The organism is Kordia sp. (assembly GCF_965283645.1).
Lineage (GTDB): Bacteria > Bacteroidota > Bacteroidia > Flavobacteriales > Flavobacteriaceae > Kordia.
Window position 1 is genome coordinate 171,928 of the sequence record NZ_CBDIPG010000002.1, and the last position, 17,513, is coordinate 189,440.

15 protein-coding genes are annotated in these 17,513 nt (G+C 34.2%); 4 read left to right on the forward strand and 11 right to left on the reverse strand.

Annotated features, from left to right (window positions below; all coding sequences use genetic code 11):
- Window positions 1-232: 232 nt before the first annotated feature.
- Genes ACQ654_RS25430 through ACQ654_RS25440 form a run of 3 tightly spaced genes read right to left on the reverse strand, consistent with a single transcriptional unit; the run spans window position 233 to window position 2,575 of the window.
- Entirely contained in the window at window positions 233-1,153 is a 921-nt protein-coding gene (locus ACQ654_RS25430; RefSeq protein WP_430413217.1) for an ion channel, read from the reverse strand.
- 7 nt (window positions 1,154-1,160) lie between these two features.
- The gene (dapA, locus tag ACQ654_RS25435; RefSeq protein WP_430413218.1) at window positions 1,161-2,042 is read right to left on the reverse strand and encodes a 4-hydroxy-tetrahydrodipicolinate synthase; all 882 of its coding nucleotides are present in this window, start codon (window positions 2,040-2,042) and stop codon (window positions 1,161-1,163) included.
- Window positions 2,042-2,575 (reverse strand): DUF6913 domain-containing protein, encoded by a 534-nt coding sequence (locus tag ACQ654_RS25440; RefSeq protein ID WP_430413219.1) that lies wholly within the window; start codon window positions 2,573-2,575, stop codon window positions 2,042-2,044. Before ACQ654_RS25440 ends, dapA begins: the two co-directional genes overlap by 1 nt.
- Window positions 2,576-2,858: 283 nt before the next feature.
- Between ACQ654_RS25440 and ACQ654_RS25445 the strand changes: the two genes are divergently transcribed.
- Window positions 2,859-3,608 carry a 5'-nucleotidase C-terminal domain-containing protein gene (locus ACQ654_RS25445; RefSeq protein ID WP_430413220.1) on the forward strand — a complete coding sequence of 250 codons (750 nt, stop codon included), beginning with the start codon at window positions 2,859-2,861 and terminating at the stop codon, window positions 3,606-3,608.
- Window positions 3,609-3,618: 10 nt separating this feature from the next.
- Window positions 3,619-4,536 (forward strand): bifunctional metallophosphatase/5'-nucleotidase, encoded by a 918-nt coding sequence (locus ACQ654_RS25450; protein WP_430413221.1) that lies wholly within the window; start codon window positions 3,619-3,621, stop codon window positions 4,534-4,536.
- On the opposite strand, the gene ACQ654_RS25455 is transcribed toward ACQ654_RS25450, so the two are convergent.
- Together ACQ654_RS25455 and ACQ654_RS25460 are read right to left on the reverse strand one after the other, a co-directional pair.
- Window positions 4,526-5,251 carry a hypothetical protein gene (locus tag ACQ654_RS25455; protein WP_430413222.1) on the reverse strand — a complete coding sequence of 242 codons (726 nt, stop codon included), beginning with the start codon at window positions 5,249-5,251 and terminating at the stop codon, window positions 4,526-4,528. The two genes, ACQ654_RS25450 and ACQ654_RS25455, sit on opposite strands and share 11 nt — an antisense overlap.
- A 54-nt stretch (window positions 5,252-5,305) precedes the next feature.
- On the reverse strand, window positions 5,306-5,947 hold the full coding sequence (locus ACQ654_RS25460) for a hypothetical protein (RefSeq protein ID WP_430413223.1): 642 nt from the start codon (window positions 5,945-5,947) through the stop codon (window positions 5,306-5,308).
- Window positions 5,948-6,076: 129 nt separating this feature from the next.
- Here ACQ654_RS25460 and ACQ654_RS25465 point away from each other — a divergent pair, with 129 nt between their 5' ends.
- Window positions 6,077-6,475: a DoxX family membrane protein gene (locus ACQ654_RS25465; RefSeq protein WP_430413224.1), complete on the forward strand. Its 399-nt coding sequence runs from the start codon at window positions 6,077-6,079 to the stop codon at window positions 6,473-6,475.
- 16 nt (window positions 6,476-6,491) lie between these two features.
- Here ACQ654_RS25465 and ACQ654_RS25470 read toward each other — a convergent pair whose 3' ends face one another.
- From ACQ654_RS25470 to ACQ654_RS25495, 6 genes are all read right to left on the reverse strand, one after another.
- Window positions 6,492-6,644 carry a hypothetical protein gene (locus ACQ654_RS25470; RefSeq protein ID WP_430413225.1) on the reverse strand — a complete coding sequence of 51 codons (153 nt, stop codon included), beginning with the start codon at window positions 6,642-6,644 and terminating at the stop codon, window positions 6,492-6,494.
- Window positions 6,645-6,786: 142 nt separating this feature from the next.
- Complete coding sequence (locus tag ACQ654_RS25475; protein WP_430413226.1) at window positions 6,787-7,470, reverse strand: hypothetical protein; 684 nt, start codon at window positions 7,468-7,470, stop codon at window positions 6,787-6,789.
- Window positions 7,471-9,468, reverse strand: a complete 1,998-nt coding sequence (ligA, locus tag ACQ654_RS25480) for an NAD-dependent DNA ligase LigA (RefSeq protein ID WP_430413227.1) — start codon at window positions 9,466-9,468, stop codon at window positions 7,471-7,473. It lies immediately after the preceding gene.
- Between the two features lie 35 nt (window positions 9,469-9,503).
- Window positions 9,504-10,820, reverse strand: coding sequence for a sugar MFS transporter (locus ACQ654_RS25485; protein WP_430413228.1), 1,317 nt, complete (start codon window positions 10,818-10,820; stop codon window positions 9,504-9,506).
- Between the two features lie 197 nt (window positions 10,821-11,017).
- Window positions 11,018-12,037, reverse strand: coding sequence for an isoaspartyl peptidase/L-asparaginase family protein (locus tag ACQ654_RS25490; RefSeq protein WP_430413229.1), 1,020 nt, complete (start codon window positions 12,035-12,037; stop codon window positions 11,018-11,020).
- 85 nt (window positions 12,038-12,122) lie between these two features.
- Window positions 12,123-15,053, reverse strand: a complete 2,931-nt coding sequence (locus ACQ654_RS25495) for a GH92 family glycosyl hydrolase (protein ID WP_430413230.1) — start codon at window positions 15,051-15,053, stop codon at window positions 12,123-12,125.
- Window positions 15,054-15,092: 39 nt separating this feature from the next.
- Here ACQ654_RS25495 and ACQ654_RS25500 point away from each other — a divergent pair, with 39 nt between their 5' ends.
- Window positions 15,093-17,375: a beta-N-acetylhexosaminidase gene (locus ACQ654_RS25500; RefSeq protein ID WP_430413231.1), complete on the forward strand. Its 2,283-nt coding sequence runs from the start codon at window positions 15,093-15,095 to the stop codon at window positions 17,373-17,375.
- Window positions 17,376-17,513 lie beyond the last annotated feature (138 nt).

The window sequence follows — 17,513 nt, forward strand, 5'->3', positions numbered from 1 at the left end:
CATCTTGCAAAAGTATGTATTTATTATGTATTAAAAAAACATTTTTAAAGCGCTAAATTAAGTTTAGATATTTGTTTTTAATAGTCTTTATCATAGTTTTAACTTTTTAGACCAGACTTCTTTGATTTTTGGACTTACTTTGCTGTTTACTTGGTTATCCGTTTTTTGCTATTCTGTTGATTTGAAGATTTACTAACGAAGCAACAAATACATAAGACAAGTCAATGTACTACTACAACTTCTCCGTATTGCTTAGTTTACGATGATCTAAAATGGTGTATCCTTCTTCATCAAAATAGAATGCTTTTTCAAAGGTAACATCCATCAAGAGTTCTTGAAATGTGTATGAGTGTAATTTGTAGACTTCTTCATTGAACGCTTCATCATAATAAGTAATCATGATGAGGAATTCTCCATTTAAAGTTTTCAATGCTTCTTTTGAGAATTTTGCCAAAGGTGAATCTTCCGTAATTTCGTGTACCAACGTCCACGTAGTTGGCAAATAGGTAATGTGATCTCTTTCTAACTCTAATTGATAAAAATTACGTTTGTATCCATGTGTTGCATCTTCTTCCGTAATAGCAAGCGTAACTACGATTCGCGGATTGATCATGACATCCGTTTTACTATTGATTAAACGAAACATTAATGCTTGTCCGTCATTAAAATCTCTGTAAATGATGTTATTACTGAATTCAATAGAAGCTTTCGGCTTTGAAAAACGTCCATACAAAAGCCCAGTTACGAATGAAAAGCTTAACAGTCCGATCAATGCGTGACAACTTGAAACAATTCCTGCTAAAATACCTTTTGGCGCCATGGCTCCGTACCCAAGTGTTGTAACTGTTTGAGACGAAAAGAAAAATGCTTTTACAAAATCGTGAAGGAATGATATTGGTTGTACTCCAATAAACTCAACTCCTATGATTACATATATTGTTGCAAAAAATATGTTTAATACAAAGTATGCTAAGAATACAAAACAGAAAAAACGTATCCAACTTATATCTACTAAATACGCATATAAAGCTGAGATACCTGATTTTCTATTTAAGTGCTTTATGTTAAACGAACCATCTTTGTTTACGATTCGTTTTGCGCTTGTAACTGTCGATTCGCCAAGTCCTGGATCTTTTACCTTGTTTGTCGCCATTCCATCTTTATGAATTCAATTGATCCGTAAACGTGTTTAATTTTTCTTTCAGTGCTTGTGAAGCTTCAACTAAAGGCAACCGAACTGTCGCCGTTGCTAATCCAAGTTTTTCAAATACAGCTTTGATTCCTGCCGGATTTCCTTCTTCAAAAATATAATCAATAGAAGGCATTATTTTGTAATGTAATTTGTTTGCCTCCACTACATTTCCTTCCAATCCAAAACGAACCATTTGCGAGAATTCTTTCGGATATCCTTGGCCTATTACAGATATTACGCCTGCTCCACCAGCAAATACCATTGGCAACGTAACCATATCGTCACCTGAAATTACTAAGAAATCTTTTGGCGCATGTTGAATCAATCGCATGGCCTGTACCATATCGCCTGCGGCTTCTTTTACGGCAATAATATTGTCAAAATCTGTTGCCAAACGAATCACCGTTTCTGGTAACATATTACTTGCCGTACGACCTGGCACATTGTATAAAACTATCGGTTTTGGACTTGCCGCAGCAATTGCTTTGAAATGCTGATAAATTCCTTCCTGTGTTGGTTTGTTGTAAAATGGAGATACTGATAATATGGCATCAATATGTTGTAAATCTGTTGTTTTTAGTTCCTGTACAACTGCAGCTGTGTTGTTTCCGCCAACACCCAAAATGATTGGCAAACGTTTATTAGTTGCTTTTACAATTGTATTTACAACCAATTGTTTTTCAGCTGTTGTTAATACTGCGCTTTCTGCTGTTGTTCCCAAAACAACTAAGTAATCTATTCCGCCTTTAATAACATGTTCTACGATGTTTGTAAGTGCTGTAACGTCTACCGAATGATCTGCATTAAAAGGTGTAACTAATGCAACTCCAGTTCCTATGAATTTCTTCATTATGATAGTTTATTAAGTATGTGTAAATATTTGTGTAGCTCTTTTGCAAAAACTTTTGTTTCTGTTATGTTGGTTTGAATAATCATATCATGAATTTCTTGATCTGTTCCTGCTATTCCAACTTTCAAGTTTGCCGTATGCAAGCCTGAAACTAGTTGCAATGGTACTGAGTCAGAATTGTAATAACTAATTAACAAATCGAATGGTGTTTTTAGAAATTGTTGCAAGCTTTCGGCTTTCGGTTTTCCTTTCCAACCAAAATCTTTTTCATAAAAAACAGGATAGCGAATTGAACGTGTTTTTTTAACATCTTTATGATAACATAATACGTGTATTTTAGCATTAATTTCAATACTTGCAATAATTTCCTCAATAGTATGTGTTTCATCCGCATTGATAAGAATTCCAATGCTTGAAATTGGTTTCGTATTTACTTCTTTAGCAATTGTTTTTGCTAATTTTTTCGTTAATACTTTTTTGGAGGATTTGTATTGTAATGCTTTTAAAAACATGTATTCTGTTTGATTCTTCACAAAAGTACATTTTTTAAACAAAAAAATGAGATGTATGAAAAATGTATACACCTCATTTAATTTAACCTAAATCTAACTTTTACCCCTAAAAACGTAAGTTATACCGCAAATTACATGGAACTTTTGAAAGATTAAAAAATAGTTCATAAGCGTCGAATTTTAACAACGAACGTTAATTTTTACCTTAGAATCACAAAAAAACTGTGTGTGTTTACAATTTTTTAGTGTACACAGCACTAATTGTATCTACGATTTTTCATAATTTGCCACATATTTTATTTTTATGAAGAGATTTATTCCACTACTCGCTCTTTTTTTAGCGTTTTCATGTGCTAAAGAAAAGCAAGATGTTTCCCGAATTGAAGGAAAACGTATCAATATTAATGATTCTATTACTGCCAATCAAGAAATTGAAGATTATATTCAACCGTTTCGCGATCGTATACAAGAAGACATGGAAAAAGTGTTGAGTTACGCACCAAAAGATATGCACAAAGGCGATGGTGAACTTGAAACTACTATTGGAAATTTGATGGCTGATTTTGTAAAATCGCAATCAGAACCTGTCTATAAAAAACGTACTGGAAAAAGTATTGATATCTGTTTACTAAATCATGGTGGAATTCGTGCGCCAATTGCAAAAGGACCAATTACAACTAAAACTGCTTTTAATGTCATGCCTTTTGAGAATTCTATTGTCGTTGCCGAATTGACTTCTGAGAATATACATGCACTCGTTGCCTATCTCGCGGAAGCAAAAAGAGCACATCCTATTGCGGGTTTAACAATTAAATTGAATAGTGATTTTACCGTAAATGAAGCGTTAATTGGTGGAAAACCTATTGAAGACGGAAAAACATATACTGTGGTGACTTCTGATTATTTACAACATGGCGGCGATCGTATGTATTTCCTGCAAGATCCTGTGTCGTTAGATGTTTTAGATTATAAAATTAGAAACGCAATGATTGATTATTTTAAAACTGTAGACACAATTCCTGCACGACTTGATGGCAGATTTGTAAAACTATAAACCTATTATTATGAAGAGAAGAGATTTTATACAACATTCGTTAGCAACTAGTGCTTTTGTAACTTTAGGTGGTTTGTCTTTACAAAGTTTTACCGCAAGTTCAGCAAAGAAACATATTACTATTTTACATACAAACGACGTTCACAGTCATATTGATCCTTTTGGAGCAAGTCATCCACGAAATCCAAATCAAGGTGGCGCAGCACGAAGAGCAACGTTGGTTTCTAAAATTCGAAAAGAAAACCCAAATACATTGTTATTAGATGCAGGAGATATTTTCCAAGGAACACCTTATTTTAACTATTATGGTGGCGAATTGGAGTTTAAGTTAATGAGTATGATGAAATACGATTTAGCAACAATTGGAAACCACGATTTTGACAATGGAATTGACGGATTGTACAAGCAACTACCAAATGCAAATTTTGACTTCGTTTCTGCAAATTATGATTTCAAAAATACGGTGATGGATACACATGTGAAACCGTATAAGATTTTTATGAAAGATGGAATTAAAATTGGAATCTTTGGACTTGGTGTAAAATTAGAAGGTTTGGTTGATAAACGTATGTATAAAGAAACTGTTTACAACGATCCTATTGAATCTGCACAAGATATGAGTCGTATATTGAAAGAAGAAGAACAATGCGATTTGGTCATTTGTTTATCACATATTGGCTATAATTACAAGAAAAACCCAGAAAGACCTTCAGATTTAGTTTTAGCTAGAAAAACAAAAGATATTGATTTAATTATTGGTGGACATACACATACATTTTTACGTAAACCAACCATTGAAAAAAATCTAAATGGAGATTCTGTTTTGGTGAATCAAGTTGGTGCGTATGGTATTTATGTGGGAAGAATTGACTTTTATTTTGATGATGAAAAAAATGTAATTGCCAACGGAAAGTCGATTATAGTGTAAACATATCGTCGTTTTCTTTCTTCATTGTATCTTTTATCATCATATAACGCCACATGGAATAATTTGAAATCATAAAAAACATATTTGCACCAATTCCAACAATTCTATTGGTAAACACAAATAGATAAATTCCGTAAAGCATGCCCATTCCTATGGTGCTGACGCCTGCTATTAGCAACTTTTTTGTTATTAAACTAGGTTTGCTAACGTAGGTAAGTATTGTTAAAAACGAAAAATAACCAACTACAAATGTGTACGATACAATTTGACTAAAGGCATAGTCAGGTATTTTATCAATAAAAAATATAAACGGAATCATATATATTGCCAAGAATGGTACTGTACTAACTAAAATTCTTCTCGTAGAAATGTAGTGTGATTTTATCAATACAATAACGCCATACAATCCTATTCCGATAGTTGTAGCAATAACGCCTTCAATAAATTGTTCTCCGCCAATACGAAAAAAATAATCTGCCGTCATAAATGCTGCTAAAGCTACTAAGTATAGGATACTTTTTGTTTCTTTTTGTAAAAAATAAAAAAGTACCAATACAGGTATAGGCAACAACATTGTGTAGCGCCTAAACGTCAAATCTGAATAGAAAAACCAAATAATATCTATGCTTGCAATACAGATTAATATGGTTTTAAGTATCGTATTTGTTTTTTTCATCTGCATCACAAAGTAAATTGTTTCTGTTTTGAATTCCAATGATTTTTATTTTTATTGAGGAGCAATTACACTAAATAATTGTTTACTAATTACTTACTGTTTGCTAACGTATTTATACATAGCAAAATGCATTAGTAAAAATGTTAATACGACACCAACTCGTATTGAAACTAGATATTCAAAAAACATATTGTATCCGTGAATAATTGTAGAAATCAAAAATAAAATTCCCGAACATAACAACCACAAGTTAAGTGTATTTTGATCATTTATATAGACAAGTGTGGAAACAAAAAAGAACAATCCTACAAAGAATACATAAAAAATTATATAATTAAATATGTCCATTTGCACTGCATCCGAATAGAAAATTAACGGAACTAAATATATAATTAGAAACGGAACAGCGGCAATGGCAATACTTTTTATCGGAATTACTTTTGCCGTTTTTAAACTCACAATCACGTACATGCACACACCTAGTCCATAAAAAATTAATGCCAATTTAAAATATGCTTTTGTATTAAATAGTATGATCCCTAAAAATGTAGCAATCAGTCCAAAAAAGTACAACCAATTGATGTTCTTTACAGAATGTATATACAATAATATTAAAATTGGAAATGGTAAAAAGGTTATGTATTTTCTATTAATCCATTCAGGAAATAGTACGCCTAGCACATCTAGAAAAATAGCAGTAAAATACAGTAATAAGAGGATTTTTCGTTTCGGCATGCACTAAAAAATTAAGTACATATAAGTTACAAAATATTTTTGATAATTTATGCGATTTATGTTTGTTCTGTAAGCTATAATTTTTTTCATCGACTACTTTTTCAACTAAACACTAAAAACCAACACTTTATGAAAAAATACATTCCATTTATCATCCGATTAGCCATTGCTATTATATTGATTCAAACCTTACGATTTAAATTAACTGCGGCTCCTGATAGTGTTTATATTTTTGAACAAGTAGGTTTAGAACCAGTTGGACGTATCGGAATTGGTATTGCTGAATTGATTGCAGGGATTTTAATTTTAATTCCAAAAACTGCTTGGATTGGCGCAGCCCTAACACTTGGAATTATTGGTGGTGCGATTATGATGCATTTGACAAAATTGGGCATTGAAGTTCCGTTTGAAGGAAAACCAGATGGTGGCGCATTATTTATAACTGCTGTTGTTGTATTTATATTGAGTGCAATTACGCTTTGGTTGCAACGCAAAAACATTCCTATAATCGGGAAAAAGTTTAGCTAACATTTGAAAGTTTTATTTATTCTTCTAAAACATCTAAAACACTCATACCATCATTTTCAAGAATAAATTTGAAAGAGAAAAATAGCATAAAATTGCTATAAAATATTGCAATTATCATAAACATTCGTTCATACATATACAGTTCGTTACTAGTGACTGTAATGTTCATGATACCCAAATTTACAGCCGTAATAAGCATCCTATAATAAATCTATTTTTTCTAGAAATAAAGCGACCAGCAATGAAATAAAAGCTATTGCGAAAAAGGCAATATGTATCAGTTTTCTAAAGTCCACGTATAATTTAGATCCTCAAAAATCAATTGCTTCATCGGTATCATCCAACATAAATTTTAATACAAAAAATTGAATACACAAACTACAAAACACAACAATTACCGTAAATATAGTTTCGTACACATACAATTCATTCAAGCCAATAATAATGTTCATAAAGCCTAAATTTATAGCCGCAATTAACATCCAAAGGTTGGGTTGATTTTTATCTTTAAGGTAATAATACAAGGCGGTAAATATATAACTCAACATAAAAAACATTAAGAAACTAAAATATACAGCCGCCTCCGCAAGTTCCGATGAAATTATACTTATTACATTATAATAGATGTACAATACTGGTATTGAAATTACTATTACATATAAATAAATAGTAACTTCTGTTTTTTTCATCACATTGCGTACATACATCAAACGTAAATAGATAATATAAAATAGTGAGAATAATACAGAAACTGCTTCTAAATAGTTCCGTAAACCTAGTATTAACAATATTCCGCCAGCCAATCCAATTATTTGTGAAATGATATATAACACACTTGTTGGTGTTGTTTTTTCTGTGAAATAAATTATTAAAATTGTAAACACCGTAAACGGTTGCACATAAATTAAACTAAACTTTTCAAAAAGTATAGCTACAAGTATCGCCACTACTGCGGAAATTAAGAAAGCTATATGTGTCGGTTTCGTTATATTCATTTATATCATATTCAAAAAGGCATCTTCTGTTAAGATTGTAATGTTTAATTTTTCTGCTTTTTCACGTTTGCTAGGTCCCATTTTGTCTCCAGCAACGACAAAAGATGTTTTAGACGATATGGAAGAAGATACTTTTCCTCCATTATTTTCTATGAGTTTTTTAAGTTCGTTTCGTGACACTTTTTCAAATACACCCGAAACCACAAACGATTTTCCAAGTAACGTTTCTGTTAAACCTTCTAACTGCGCCGCTGAAAACTCCAATTGAACTCCAGCTTGTCTTAAACGTTCAACAAGCCGCAAATTAGATTCTTCTGAAAAGAATTGCGCCACACTTTCGGCAATCTTCACGCCTATTTCGTCGACATTAACTAAATCATCCGACGAAGCGTTCATGATTGCATCAATAGATTTATAGTGTTTTGCCAATTTTTTAGCTACTGTTTCTCCTACATATCTAATTCCCAATGCGTACAATACACGCTCAAAAGGAATTTGTTTTGAAGCTTCAATACCATTCACTAAATTTTCAGCACTTTTTTCCGCCATACGTTCTAGCGGAATAACTTGTTCTTTGGTTAATTGGTATAAATCTGCATAATTACCAATCAATCCTTCTTGTACTAACAATGCAACAGTTTCGCCGCCTAATCCTTCAATATCCATTGCTTTGCGCGAAATATAATGCTGAATTCTACCCACAATTTGTGGTGTACAACCAACAATATTTGGACAATAATGTTGTGCTTCGCCTTCCTTGCGTTCTAATGGTGTATTACATTCGGGACATTCGGTTGCGTATACTGTTTCGGTAGAATCTTTTGGGCGTGCTTCAAAATTAACACCAACAATTTTCGGGATGATTTCTCCTCCTTTTTCTACAAACACCGTATCGCGCGCTCTAATATCTAATTTAGCAATTTGATCTGCATTGTGCAAAGAAGCACGTTTAACAGTTGTTCCTGCCAACAAAACTGGCGTTAAATTTGCAACTGGAGTTATAGCACCAGTTCGTCCAACTTGATACGTAATTTCGTTTAAAATTGTAGAAACTTGTTCGGCTTTAAATTTATACGCCATTGCCCAACGTGGCGCTTTTGACGTATATCCAAGCTCATCTTGATATTGTAAGTTATTCACTTTAATTACCACACCGTCAATTTCGTATTTTAGTTCGTGTCTGTTGGCTTCCCAATAGTTTACAAATTCTAAAATTTCATCTACACTTTTGGCAATTTTTGCAACTGTTGGGACTTTAAATCCCCAATTTCTAGCTTTTTCTAAACCTTCAAACTGTGTTGCAATTGGCAGTTTTTCGCCTTTTATATTGTATAACAAGCATTCTAACGGACGTTTTGCCACTTCGCTGCTATCTTGTAATTTTAAGCTTCCAGAAGCTGTATTTCGAGGATTCATGTACGGATCTTCTCCGTTGGCAACGCGTTCTTCATTCATCTTATGAAATCCGTCAAGCGGAAGAATGATCTCGCCACGAATGTCAAACTTTGGTGGGAAATCACCTTTTAGTTGCAACGGAACCGTTTTTATCGTTTTGATATTATTTGTAACCTCATCACCTTGAAAACCATCACCACGCGTAACTGCTTTGATTAGTTTTCCGTTTTCATACGTTAAATTCATGGAAGCGCCATCATACTTTAACTCACACGTAAACTCTACATTCTCAACATCAAGAATCTTTTCAATACGTTTTTCCCAATCCAATAAATCTTCTTTCGAATACGAATTGTCCAACGAATACATACGATATTCATGCGGAATCGTATTAAAATTTTTGGTAATCGTTCCACCAACACGAAGCGTTGGCGAATTCGGATCATGAAATTCAGGATGTTTGGCTTCGAGTGCTTGCAATTCTTTGAGTTTCATATCAAAGTCATAATCAGAAATGGTGGCGTTATCCAACACATAATAATTATAATTATGTTCGCGTAATTCGTCGCGTAATGCGTTCAATTTTTCTTGAATGTTGTTCATGTACTATACTAAAATCGATGATTATTTATTTCTTTTTATGCTACTACTTTTTTTCTTCGCTTTACAAAACCATATATCATAATATATGTGTAACAAGCTAATACTAAAACAAATGCAGTTTTAAATCCTATATTGTCTGTTAACAGTCCGTATAATGGTGGAATAACCGCGCCACCAACAATCATGGTGCATAAAATTCCGGAAGCTTGTGGTTTCAAATCATCCAATCCTCCGAGCGCTAAAGTAAATATTGTTGGGAACATAATAGAATTAAATAGACCAACTGCCAAAATACTCCACATAGAGATAAATCCTACAGTGTTTATAGAAATTATTATCATTAACAACGCACCAATTGCAAAACCGATCAATACTTTTGCAGGATCAATAATTTTGGTTAAATACGCTCCGATAAAACGTCCAATCATGGCACCAGACCAATAAAACGTTACAAATGCACCAACAATAGCTTTTGGATCTAAGGTTGACAAATCGGCACTGACAATCCATTCTGAAATACTTTTCATAGTTGGATTGTTTACAATGGCTTCCGCCAGATTCATATCGACAAAATAACTAGTTAAGTAACTTCCGATGGCAACTTCTGCGCCAACATACACAAAAATTCCAATAGCTCCCATAACTAATGATGGTTTTTCTAGCAAAGTTAAATAACCGCCTTTTGGAGCTTTTTGAAGTATTTTTGGCAGTTTTACATATACAAATATGATTGCTAATACTAATGTGAATAAGCCAATAGCAACAAACGGTATTTGCACATTGGAAGCTTCTGCGGCATAATACATTTCTTTTTGAAGACTATTTAACCCTTCAATTTCGTCACCTGTTTTTATCTTATCGCTCAAAATAAACATAGCTCCAACGGCTGGTGCAATTGCTGTTCCTAATGAGTTAAATGCTTGTGATAAATTCAATCGGCTACTCGCGCCTTCTTCCGAACCTAACGCCGCTACATACGGATTGGCGGCAACTTGCAAAATGGTCATTCCGCTTGCCAATACAAATACTGCTAATAGAAATACGATGAAAATTCTTGAAGAAGCGGCTGGATAAAAAAGTAAACAACCCGATCCCATGATCACTAAACCTAGAATGATTCCTTTTTTATAGCCAATTTTAGACAATAGAAATCCTGCGGGAATTGATAGTAATAAATATGCTCCAAAAAATGCAAATTGAATCAATCCAGATTCAAAGTACGAAATTTCAAATACTTCTTTGAGTCGTGGAATTAACGGATCGACTAAAACCGTGATAAATCCCCAAAGGAAAAATAATGAGGTTAAAAATATAAAAGCACTTTTATAAGAGTTTTTGGTTGTTGATGACATGCTGGTTAGTTAAGTTATTTGTTGTGTATTGTGTTGTGTTGTGTGCTAGTTATTCACTTTCTATTTGTTTTCAAAGTATAAACTATTAGACTCCTAAACTTGATTTTTTATTAATTCGTTTTTCGTTCACACTGAGCTTGTCGAAGTGATGATTCGTTTATTTACTTTTTACGTCACTCAAAACTCATAACTAGTTTCTATTTTGTTTTGTTGTAAAAATCTGATTGAATATTTTTGTTTTCACCTTCTTTGTATAGGTTGTAACTAAACCACTCATGAATGGAATATGCACCAGTTTCACCTTGTTTGTTTACAGCAATATATCCTACTTGAAAGTTTTTAAAATTACTGTTTGGCTTCTCCACAATTCTTCTAATGGCTTCTTCACATGCTTCTTGTGGTGATTTCCCTTGTCGCATGAGTTCAACGATTAGGAAGCTTCCAACGGTTTTTAGCACTTCTTCTCCTAAACCAGTTGCAGAAGCGCCACCAATTTCATTATCGACAAATAATCCGCCACCAATTATTGGTGAATCTCCTACTCTACCTGCCATTTTATACGCCAATCCACTTGTGGTACAGGCACCTGAGATATCTCCGTTTTTGTCTATCGCCAACATTCCAATAGTATCATGATTTTCGATGTTGATAATAGGTTTGTATTCAGATTTTATTTTCCACTCTTCCCAAGCTTTTTTGGATGCTTCTGTTAATAAATTTTCTTTTTTGAATCCTTTTTCATAGGCAAATTTTTCAGCGCCTTTTCCTATCAACATTACATGTGGCGTATCTTCCATTACTTTTCTTGCCAAAGAAATTACATGCATGATATTTTGCACGCCAAGTACAGCGCCATAGTTTCCATGTGTATCCATGATGCACGCATCTAAGGTTACATTTCCGTCTCTATCGGGCAAACCGCCTTTTCCTACTGATTGTCCTTTTTCGTTTGCTTCCTCAATTTTACAGCCTTCTTCAACAGCATCTACTACCGAACCGCCTTTTTCCAATACTTTTGCTGCAGTTTCTACTGCTAAAGGTGTATTCCAAGTTGCAATTACTAAAGGTCGTACAGGTTTTGTGTTTGTTGTTGTAGCTTTTGCAGTTGCAACTCCAGTTTCAGTGTTTTTTTCGTCAGCGCAAGACGCTAACGCGGTTCCTACGGTTAAACCTAATCCTGTTAAAGCGGCACTTTGTATAAATTTTCTTCTTTTCAAATTGATTAATTTTTATCTCGACTGCGCTCGATATGACAATAGTACAAATTGTATTTTAGCATATAAAACTGCACGTGTCGAAGCGTTATTTTATTTCTATTTCATCCACAAATAACCAGGAACGTCCATCATGTTCGTAACCTAAATGCCATTCTGGAAGTACGCCCAATTTCTTAGCAACTACTTTTACATAGCGTGCTTTTTTGCCTTTAAAAGCAAATGTAAATTTTTTAACCTTTGGTTTTTCAACGGCTACTAATTCTCCAAAATCACCTTTATGTATAGATTTGAAGTTCTTTCCATCGGTAGAAACTAAAAATTCAACTTCTGTTGGTAAAAATATCCAAGATTTCTGGTCTTGCAAGAAATTTAAGGTGATTTCACTGATGTCTTTTTCACTTCCCAAATCAACGGTTGCAATCAGGTCTTTATCAAAATATCCTTGCCACGTTCCTGTACGGAAATCTTCGGTTCCAAAAATACCATCAATTAGTGCATTTTCTCCACCAGCATTGTATTGATTGGCGTATTCAGTTCCAAGACTAATTTTTAAATTTGGATCAATTTTAAAGAATTCTGTCGTGATGTTGGCACTTTTTTGATCGCCACGTTGTGCATACGTTTTCAATACACTTTTTTCTGAAATCGTAAAAGGTTTAGTGTACTCAATGTGCTTATCTCCAAAACTATAATAAACTTTAGCTTCTTTATCAACCGTTTGTAATGTAACTTCCGTTTCTCCTTTAAACGCAATATCACCTTTGGCAATAAATGGCGGCGGTACAATTTTGTATTCTGTAATTGCTGTAACAGGAATATTTTCATCTTGCGTTCCCCAATCTGTAGCTTCGTTTGTCATTTCGAACACTAAATTTCCACCATTCATAATGTCTTGATGATTGATGAACGTTTTTGGATGATTCTCTCCGTTTAAGCTTACTGATTTGATATAGATATTCTCTTTCGAACTATTATTAGCTGTAATTGTAAACGTTTTTCCGTTTTCCAGATTGATTGTTGCTTTGTCAAATAATGGCGTTCCGATGATATATTCATTCGTTCCTGGAGTTACGGAGTAAAATCCTAAACTGCTCAAAACGTACCACGCGCTCATTTGTCCGCAATCTTCATTTCCAGAAACACCATCAGGTTCGTTTTTGTATAATGTTGTTAAGATTTGATGTACATATTCCTGTGTTTTTGACGGTTTATTGATGAAGTTGTACAAATATGCCATGTGATGACTTGGCTCGTTTCCGTGCGCATATTGACCAATTAAACCGGTAATATCTGCCTGATTGCGTCCAGAAGTTTCTTGATGTGCCGTAAATAACTTGTCCAATTGTGCTTCTAACTTGTCTTTTCCACCTAACAAATCTATGAATCCGGAAACATCTTGTGGCACGTAAAAACTGTATTGCCATGAGTTGGCTTCTGTGTAGTTAAAGTTTACTTCATACGGATCAAACGGTGCAAACCACGTATTTCTAAAACGTCCGCGCATAAATTGCGTTTCTGGATCAAATACGTTTTTATAGTATTGTGCACGTTTGGTAAATTCTTCATAATCTGTAGTATTTCCTATTGCTTTTGCCATTTGGGCAATTGTCCAATCGTCATAGGCATATTCTAAAGTTTTAGACACGGATTCTGATTCTTTTTCTACAGGAATGTATCCTAATTTTTTATAGTAATCCAAGCCAAGTTTATCACGTGTAGCACTGTGTTTCATTGCTTCAAATGCTTTGTCAACATCATACTCGCGAATTCCTTTCATGTACGCATCTGCAATAACAGGAACCGCGTGATACCCAATCATACAACCTGTATAGTTGGCAGATAAATCCCAAATGGGCATAATACCGCCAGATTCATATTTTTTGATAAACGTTTTAATGAAATCGTTTGTACGCTCTTGCTCAATAATTGTGTACAGTGGATGTGCCGCACGATACGTATCCCACAAAGAGAAAACTGTGTAATGTGTATGATTGTCCGATTGGTAAATTTCTAAATCCATATCGCGGTAACGCCCATCTACATCTTGGTATAAGTTTGGTGCTAACATTGTATGATACAATGCTGTGTAAAAGTTTGTCTTGTAATCTACATCATCACTTTCAATCACAATCTTTTCTAATTGTTTTTCCCAAGTTTCTTGTGCTATTTGTTTCACTTCATCAAACGACTTCGCTCCTATTTCTTGTTCCAGGTTTTTCTTCGCGCCTTCCACATCAACCGCCGAAATTCCAATTTTTATAACAATTGGTTCGTTGTTTGGGTTTATAAATGTCAAAGCTGATCGTCTTGCGCCTGGCATTCCTTGTTTTGGTGGCGATTGCAACATGTCATTGAAAGGATGTGACGTTTGTATTACATAGAATAAACGTTGATCACTTGCCCAAGCTTCCGAAAAACGGTATCCAACAATTTCCGTATCAGAAATCTTTTCAATTTTTGCATCTAATACTTTATCACGATGTACCAAATCTAACATCACAACTTGATTTTCTGCTGAAGGAAATGTGTATTTATGCATTCCGCTTCGTTCCGAAACTGTTAATTCTACATTAATATTGGTACTGTCTAAATGTACTTTGTAATAACCTGGCTCTGCAACTTCATTGTCATGAGAAAAGTGTGCACGATAGCCTTTTTTACCATCAGCGCCGTTATTGAAATTAATTTCGTTGGTTGGCATTAACAAAATATCTCCATAATCGGAAACACCTGTTCCACTTAAATGTGTATGTGAAAAACCATAAATATAACTGTCTGAATAATGGTAACCAGAACAACCGTCCCAGCCATCCAAGCGTGTGTCTGGACTGAGTTGCATCATACCAAATGGCATGGTTGCGCCTGGATATGTATGTCCATGTCCGCCAGTTCCAATAAAAGGGTTTACATAGGAAATGAGAGTTTTGTCTTTTTGAGCTATTTCAACTTTAGGAGTTTTGTTACATCCTAGAAATAGTAATGTAATAATAAAAATAGAGGTTAGTTGGAGTTTCATTAAATAGATTGCTAAATTTATGGCATCTAATATACTAAAATGAGAAGCAATATTTTTTTCAAATTCATAATTTTCCTGTGTTTTATTGGTTGCTCAAAACCACAATCTGCACTTAGACCGCATATCATACCGATTCCCAATGAATTTAACATGCAAGAAGGTGTTTTTATATTGGATGAAAAAGTTTCGCTTCACGCAGATGATAAATTACAGTCCGTTGCAAATTTCTTTAATACATATTTAAAAGAAAAATTAGGCTATAGCCTGAAAACACAAAGCAGTTCAACTACAAAAAACATTGTATTTCAACTTGATGAAACAATTGAAAATGATGAAGGATATGAATTGATTGTTGATACTTCTCAGATCATCATCAAAGCAAAAACTGAAAAAGGTGCTTTTTATGCGTTTCAAACTTTTCGCCAATTGTTACCAACAACTATTGAAAGTGATCAAATTGCCATTCGGAATTTAGCCATAAAAGATGCGCCGCGTTTTGTGTACAGAGGAATGCATTTAGATGTTTCACGTCATCTATTTTCTGTAGATTTTATCAAGAAATATATTGACATGATTGCCATGTTGAAGATGAATACGTTTCATTGGCACTTAACCGACGATCAAGGTTGGCGAATTGAAATTAAACAATATCCTGAATTACAGAAAGTTGCCGCGTATCGTGATGAAACATTGATTGGTCATTATAACGATTCACCTCAACAGTTTGATGGAAAAAAATATGGTGGATTTTACACACAGGACGACGTAAAATCGATTGTAGCATATGCTTCTGAACGATATGTTACAGTTATTCCTGAAATAGAAATGCCCGGACATTCCCAAGCGGCAATTGCGGCGTATCCAAATTTAGGTTGTACAGGCGAGAACACGAAAGTTGCAACAAAATGGGGCGTTTTTGAGGATATTTATTGTCCAAAAGAAGAAACTTTCACGTTTTTAGAACATGTATTGGATGAAGTTATGCCGTTGTTTCCAGGAAATTACATTCATATTGGTGGTGATGAAGCGCCAAAAACACGTTGGAAAGCTTGTGAGCATTGTCAGGCATTGATCAAAAAGGAAGATTTAAAAGACGAACATGGACTGCAAAGTTATTTTATTGCTCGCATGGAAAAGTATATTAATAGTAAAGGAAAACAAATTATTGGTTGGGATGAAATTTTGGAAGGAGGTTTAGCACCAAACGCAACTGTAATGTCTTGGCGTGGTACCAAAGGTGCTGTAGAAGCTGCAAAATCTGGACATGATGTAATTCTCTCTCCAACTTCGCATGCCTATTTTGATTACTATCAATCTGATGATGAAGACGAACCGTTGTCAATTGGCGGCTATTTACCTTTGGAAAAGGTATATTATTTTAATCCGATTCCGAAAGGACTTTCCAAAGAAGAAGAAAAATATGTATTGGGCGCGCAAGGAAATTTATGGACCGAATATATCACGACTTCGGATAAAGTAGAATATATGGTATTTCCGAGAATCATTGCAATGGCGGAAGTGAATTGGTCGAATCCCAGACAAAGAGATTATCAAGATTTCACCTATCGTTTGTCACATTTTCATAAACGATTGGACGCTTTGGACATCAATTACGCCAATCATTTGTATGAAATTGAGGGTGAAGTTACCACTCGAAATAATCAGTTAGTATTTGACTTACAAACCATTGTTAGGGATAAAACCATTCGGTACACAACTGACGAATCGTCTCCTACTCTAACTTCTACAGAATACACATCTTATCTTCCTATTGAAGGTTCTACCGTTTTAAAAGCGGCAGTTTTTGACGAAAAAGAAAAGCTTGGACGTGATTTCACGCTTGTTTTTAACAGACATAAAGCTGTTGGAGCTACAATTACACTCGACCCAAAACCATACAAAGCCTATGCTGGAAGTGGAAAAGAAGGATTGATTAACGGTGTTTCCGGAAGTGATACACGTTATGGCGATAAAGAATGGTTGGGTTTTTGGGGAAAAGATGTAACAATCACCATTGAATTTGACAAACCAACCAAAATCAATTCTATTTCCACACGATTTTACAATGCCAACGGACAATGGATTTATGCGCCAAAGGAAATTAGTTTTGGTTATTTAGATGTTATAAATAGTAAAATAGCACAAGGTATTACTCCAGTTCAGAATACTGACGAAACATTAATCCCTTTTACTTTACAACTTGATGACATTACGGTAGAATCTATTGAAATTCACATTCCAAACTACGGAACCATTCCAGAAGGTTTGCAAGGTGCAGGAAATAAAGGTTGGACATTTTTGGATGAGATTGTTATTAGATAGTTGGACTTGCTTAGATACGTCATTGCAAACGCAGTGAAGCAATCTGTTACTTTAAAAACAAAACAGACTCTTATCAGTAAAATAGGTAGCATTTTAAGAGTGTAAATCCTCGATTTTTTTTGGTTAATTAGGAAACTC

What these genes read in the sequence shown, in the direction of transcription:
- ACQ654_RS25430 (WP_430413217.1), bottom strand. Translation starts at nt 1,153, where the DNA reads ATGGCGACAAACAAGGTAAAAGATCCAGGACTTGGCGAATCGACAGTT.
- dapA (WP_430413218.1), bottom strand. Translation starts at nt 2,042, where the DNA reads ATGAAGAAATTCATAGGAACTGGAGTTGCATTAGTTACACCTTTTAAT.
- ACQ654_RS25445 (WP_430413220.1), top strand. Translation starts at nt 2,859, where the DNA reads ATGAAGAGATTTATTCCACTACTCGCTCTTTTTTTAGCGTTTTCATGT.
- ACQ654_RS25450 (WP_430413221.1), top strand. Translation starts at nt 3,619, where the DNA reads ATGAAGAGAAGAGATTTTATACAACATTCGTTAGCAACTAGTGCTTTT.
- ACQ654_RS25460 (WP_430413223.1), bottom strand. Translation starts at nt 5,947, where the DNA reads ATGCCGAAACGAAAAATCCTCTTATTACTGTATTTTACTGCTATTTTT.
- ACQ654_RS25465 (WP_430413224.1), top strand. Translation starts at nt 6,077, where the DNA reads ATGAAAAAATACATTCCATTTATCATCCGATTAGCCATTGCTATTATA.
- ACQ654_RS25470 (WP_430413225.1), bottom strand. Translation starts at nt 6,644, where the DNA reads ATGAACATTACAGTCACTAGTAACGAACTGTATATGTATGAACGAATG.
- ACQ654_RS25475 (WP_430413226.1), bottom strand. Translation starts at nt 7,470, where the DNA reads ATGAATATAACGAAACCGACACATATAGCTTTCTTAATTTCCGCAGTA.
- ligA (WP_430413227.1), bottom strand. Translation starts at nt 9,468, where the DNA reads ATGAACAACATTCAAGAAAAATTGAACGCATTACGCGACGAATTACGC.
- ACQ654_RS25485 (WP_430413228.1), bottom strand. Translation starts at nt 10,820, where the DNA reads ATGTCATCAACAACCAAAAACTCTTATAAAAGTGCTTTTATATTTTTA.
- ACQ654_RS25495 (WP_430413230.1), bottom strand. Translation starts at nt 15,053, where the DNA reads ATGAAACTCCAACTAACCTCTATTTTTATTATTACATTACTATTTCTA.
- ACQ654_RS25500 (WP_430413231.1), top strand. Translation starts at nt 15,093, where the DNA reads ATGAGAAGCAATATTTTTTTCAAATTCATAATTTTCCTGTGTTTTATT.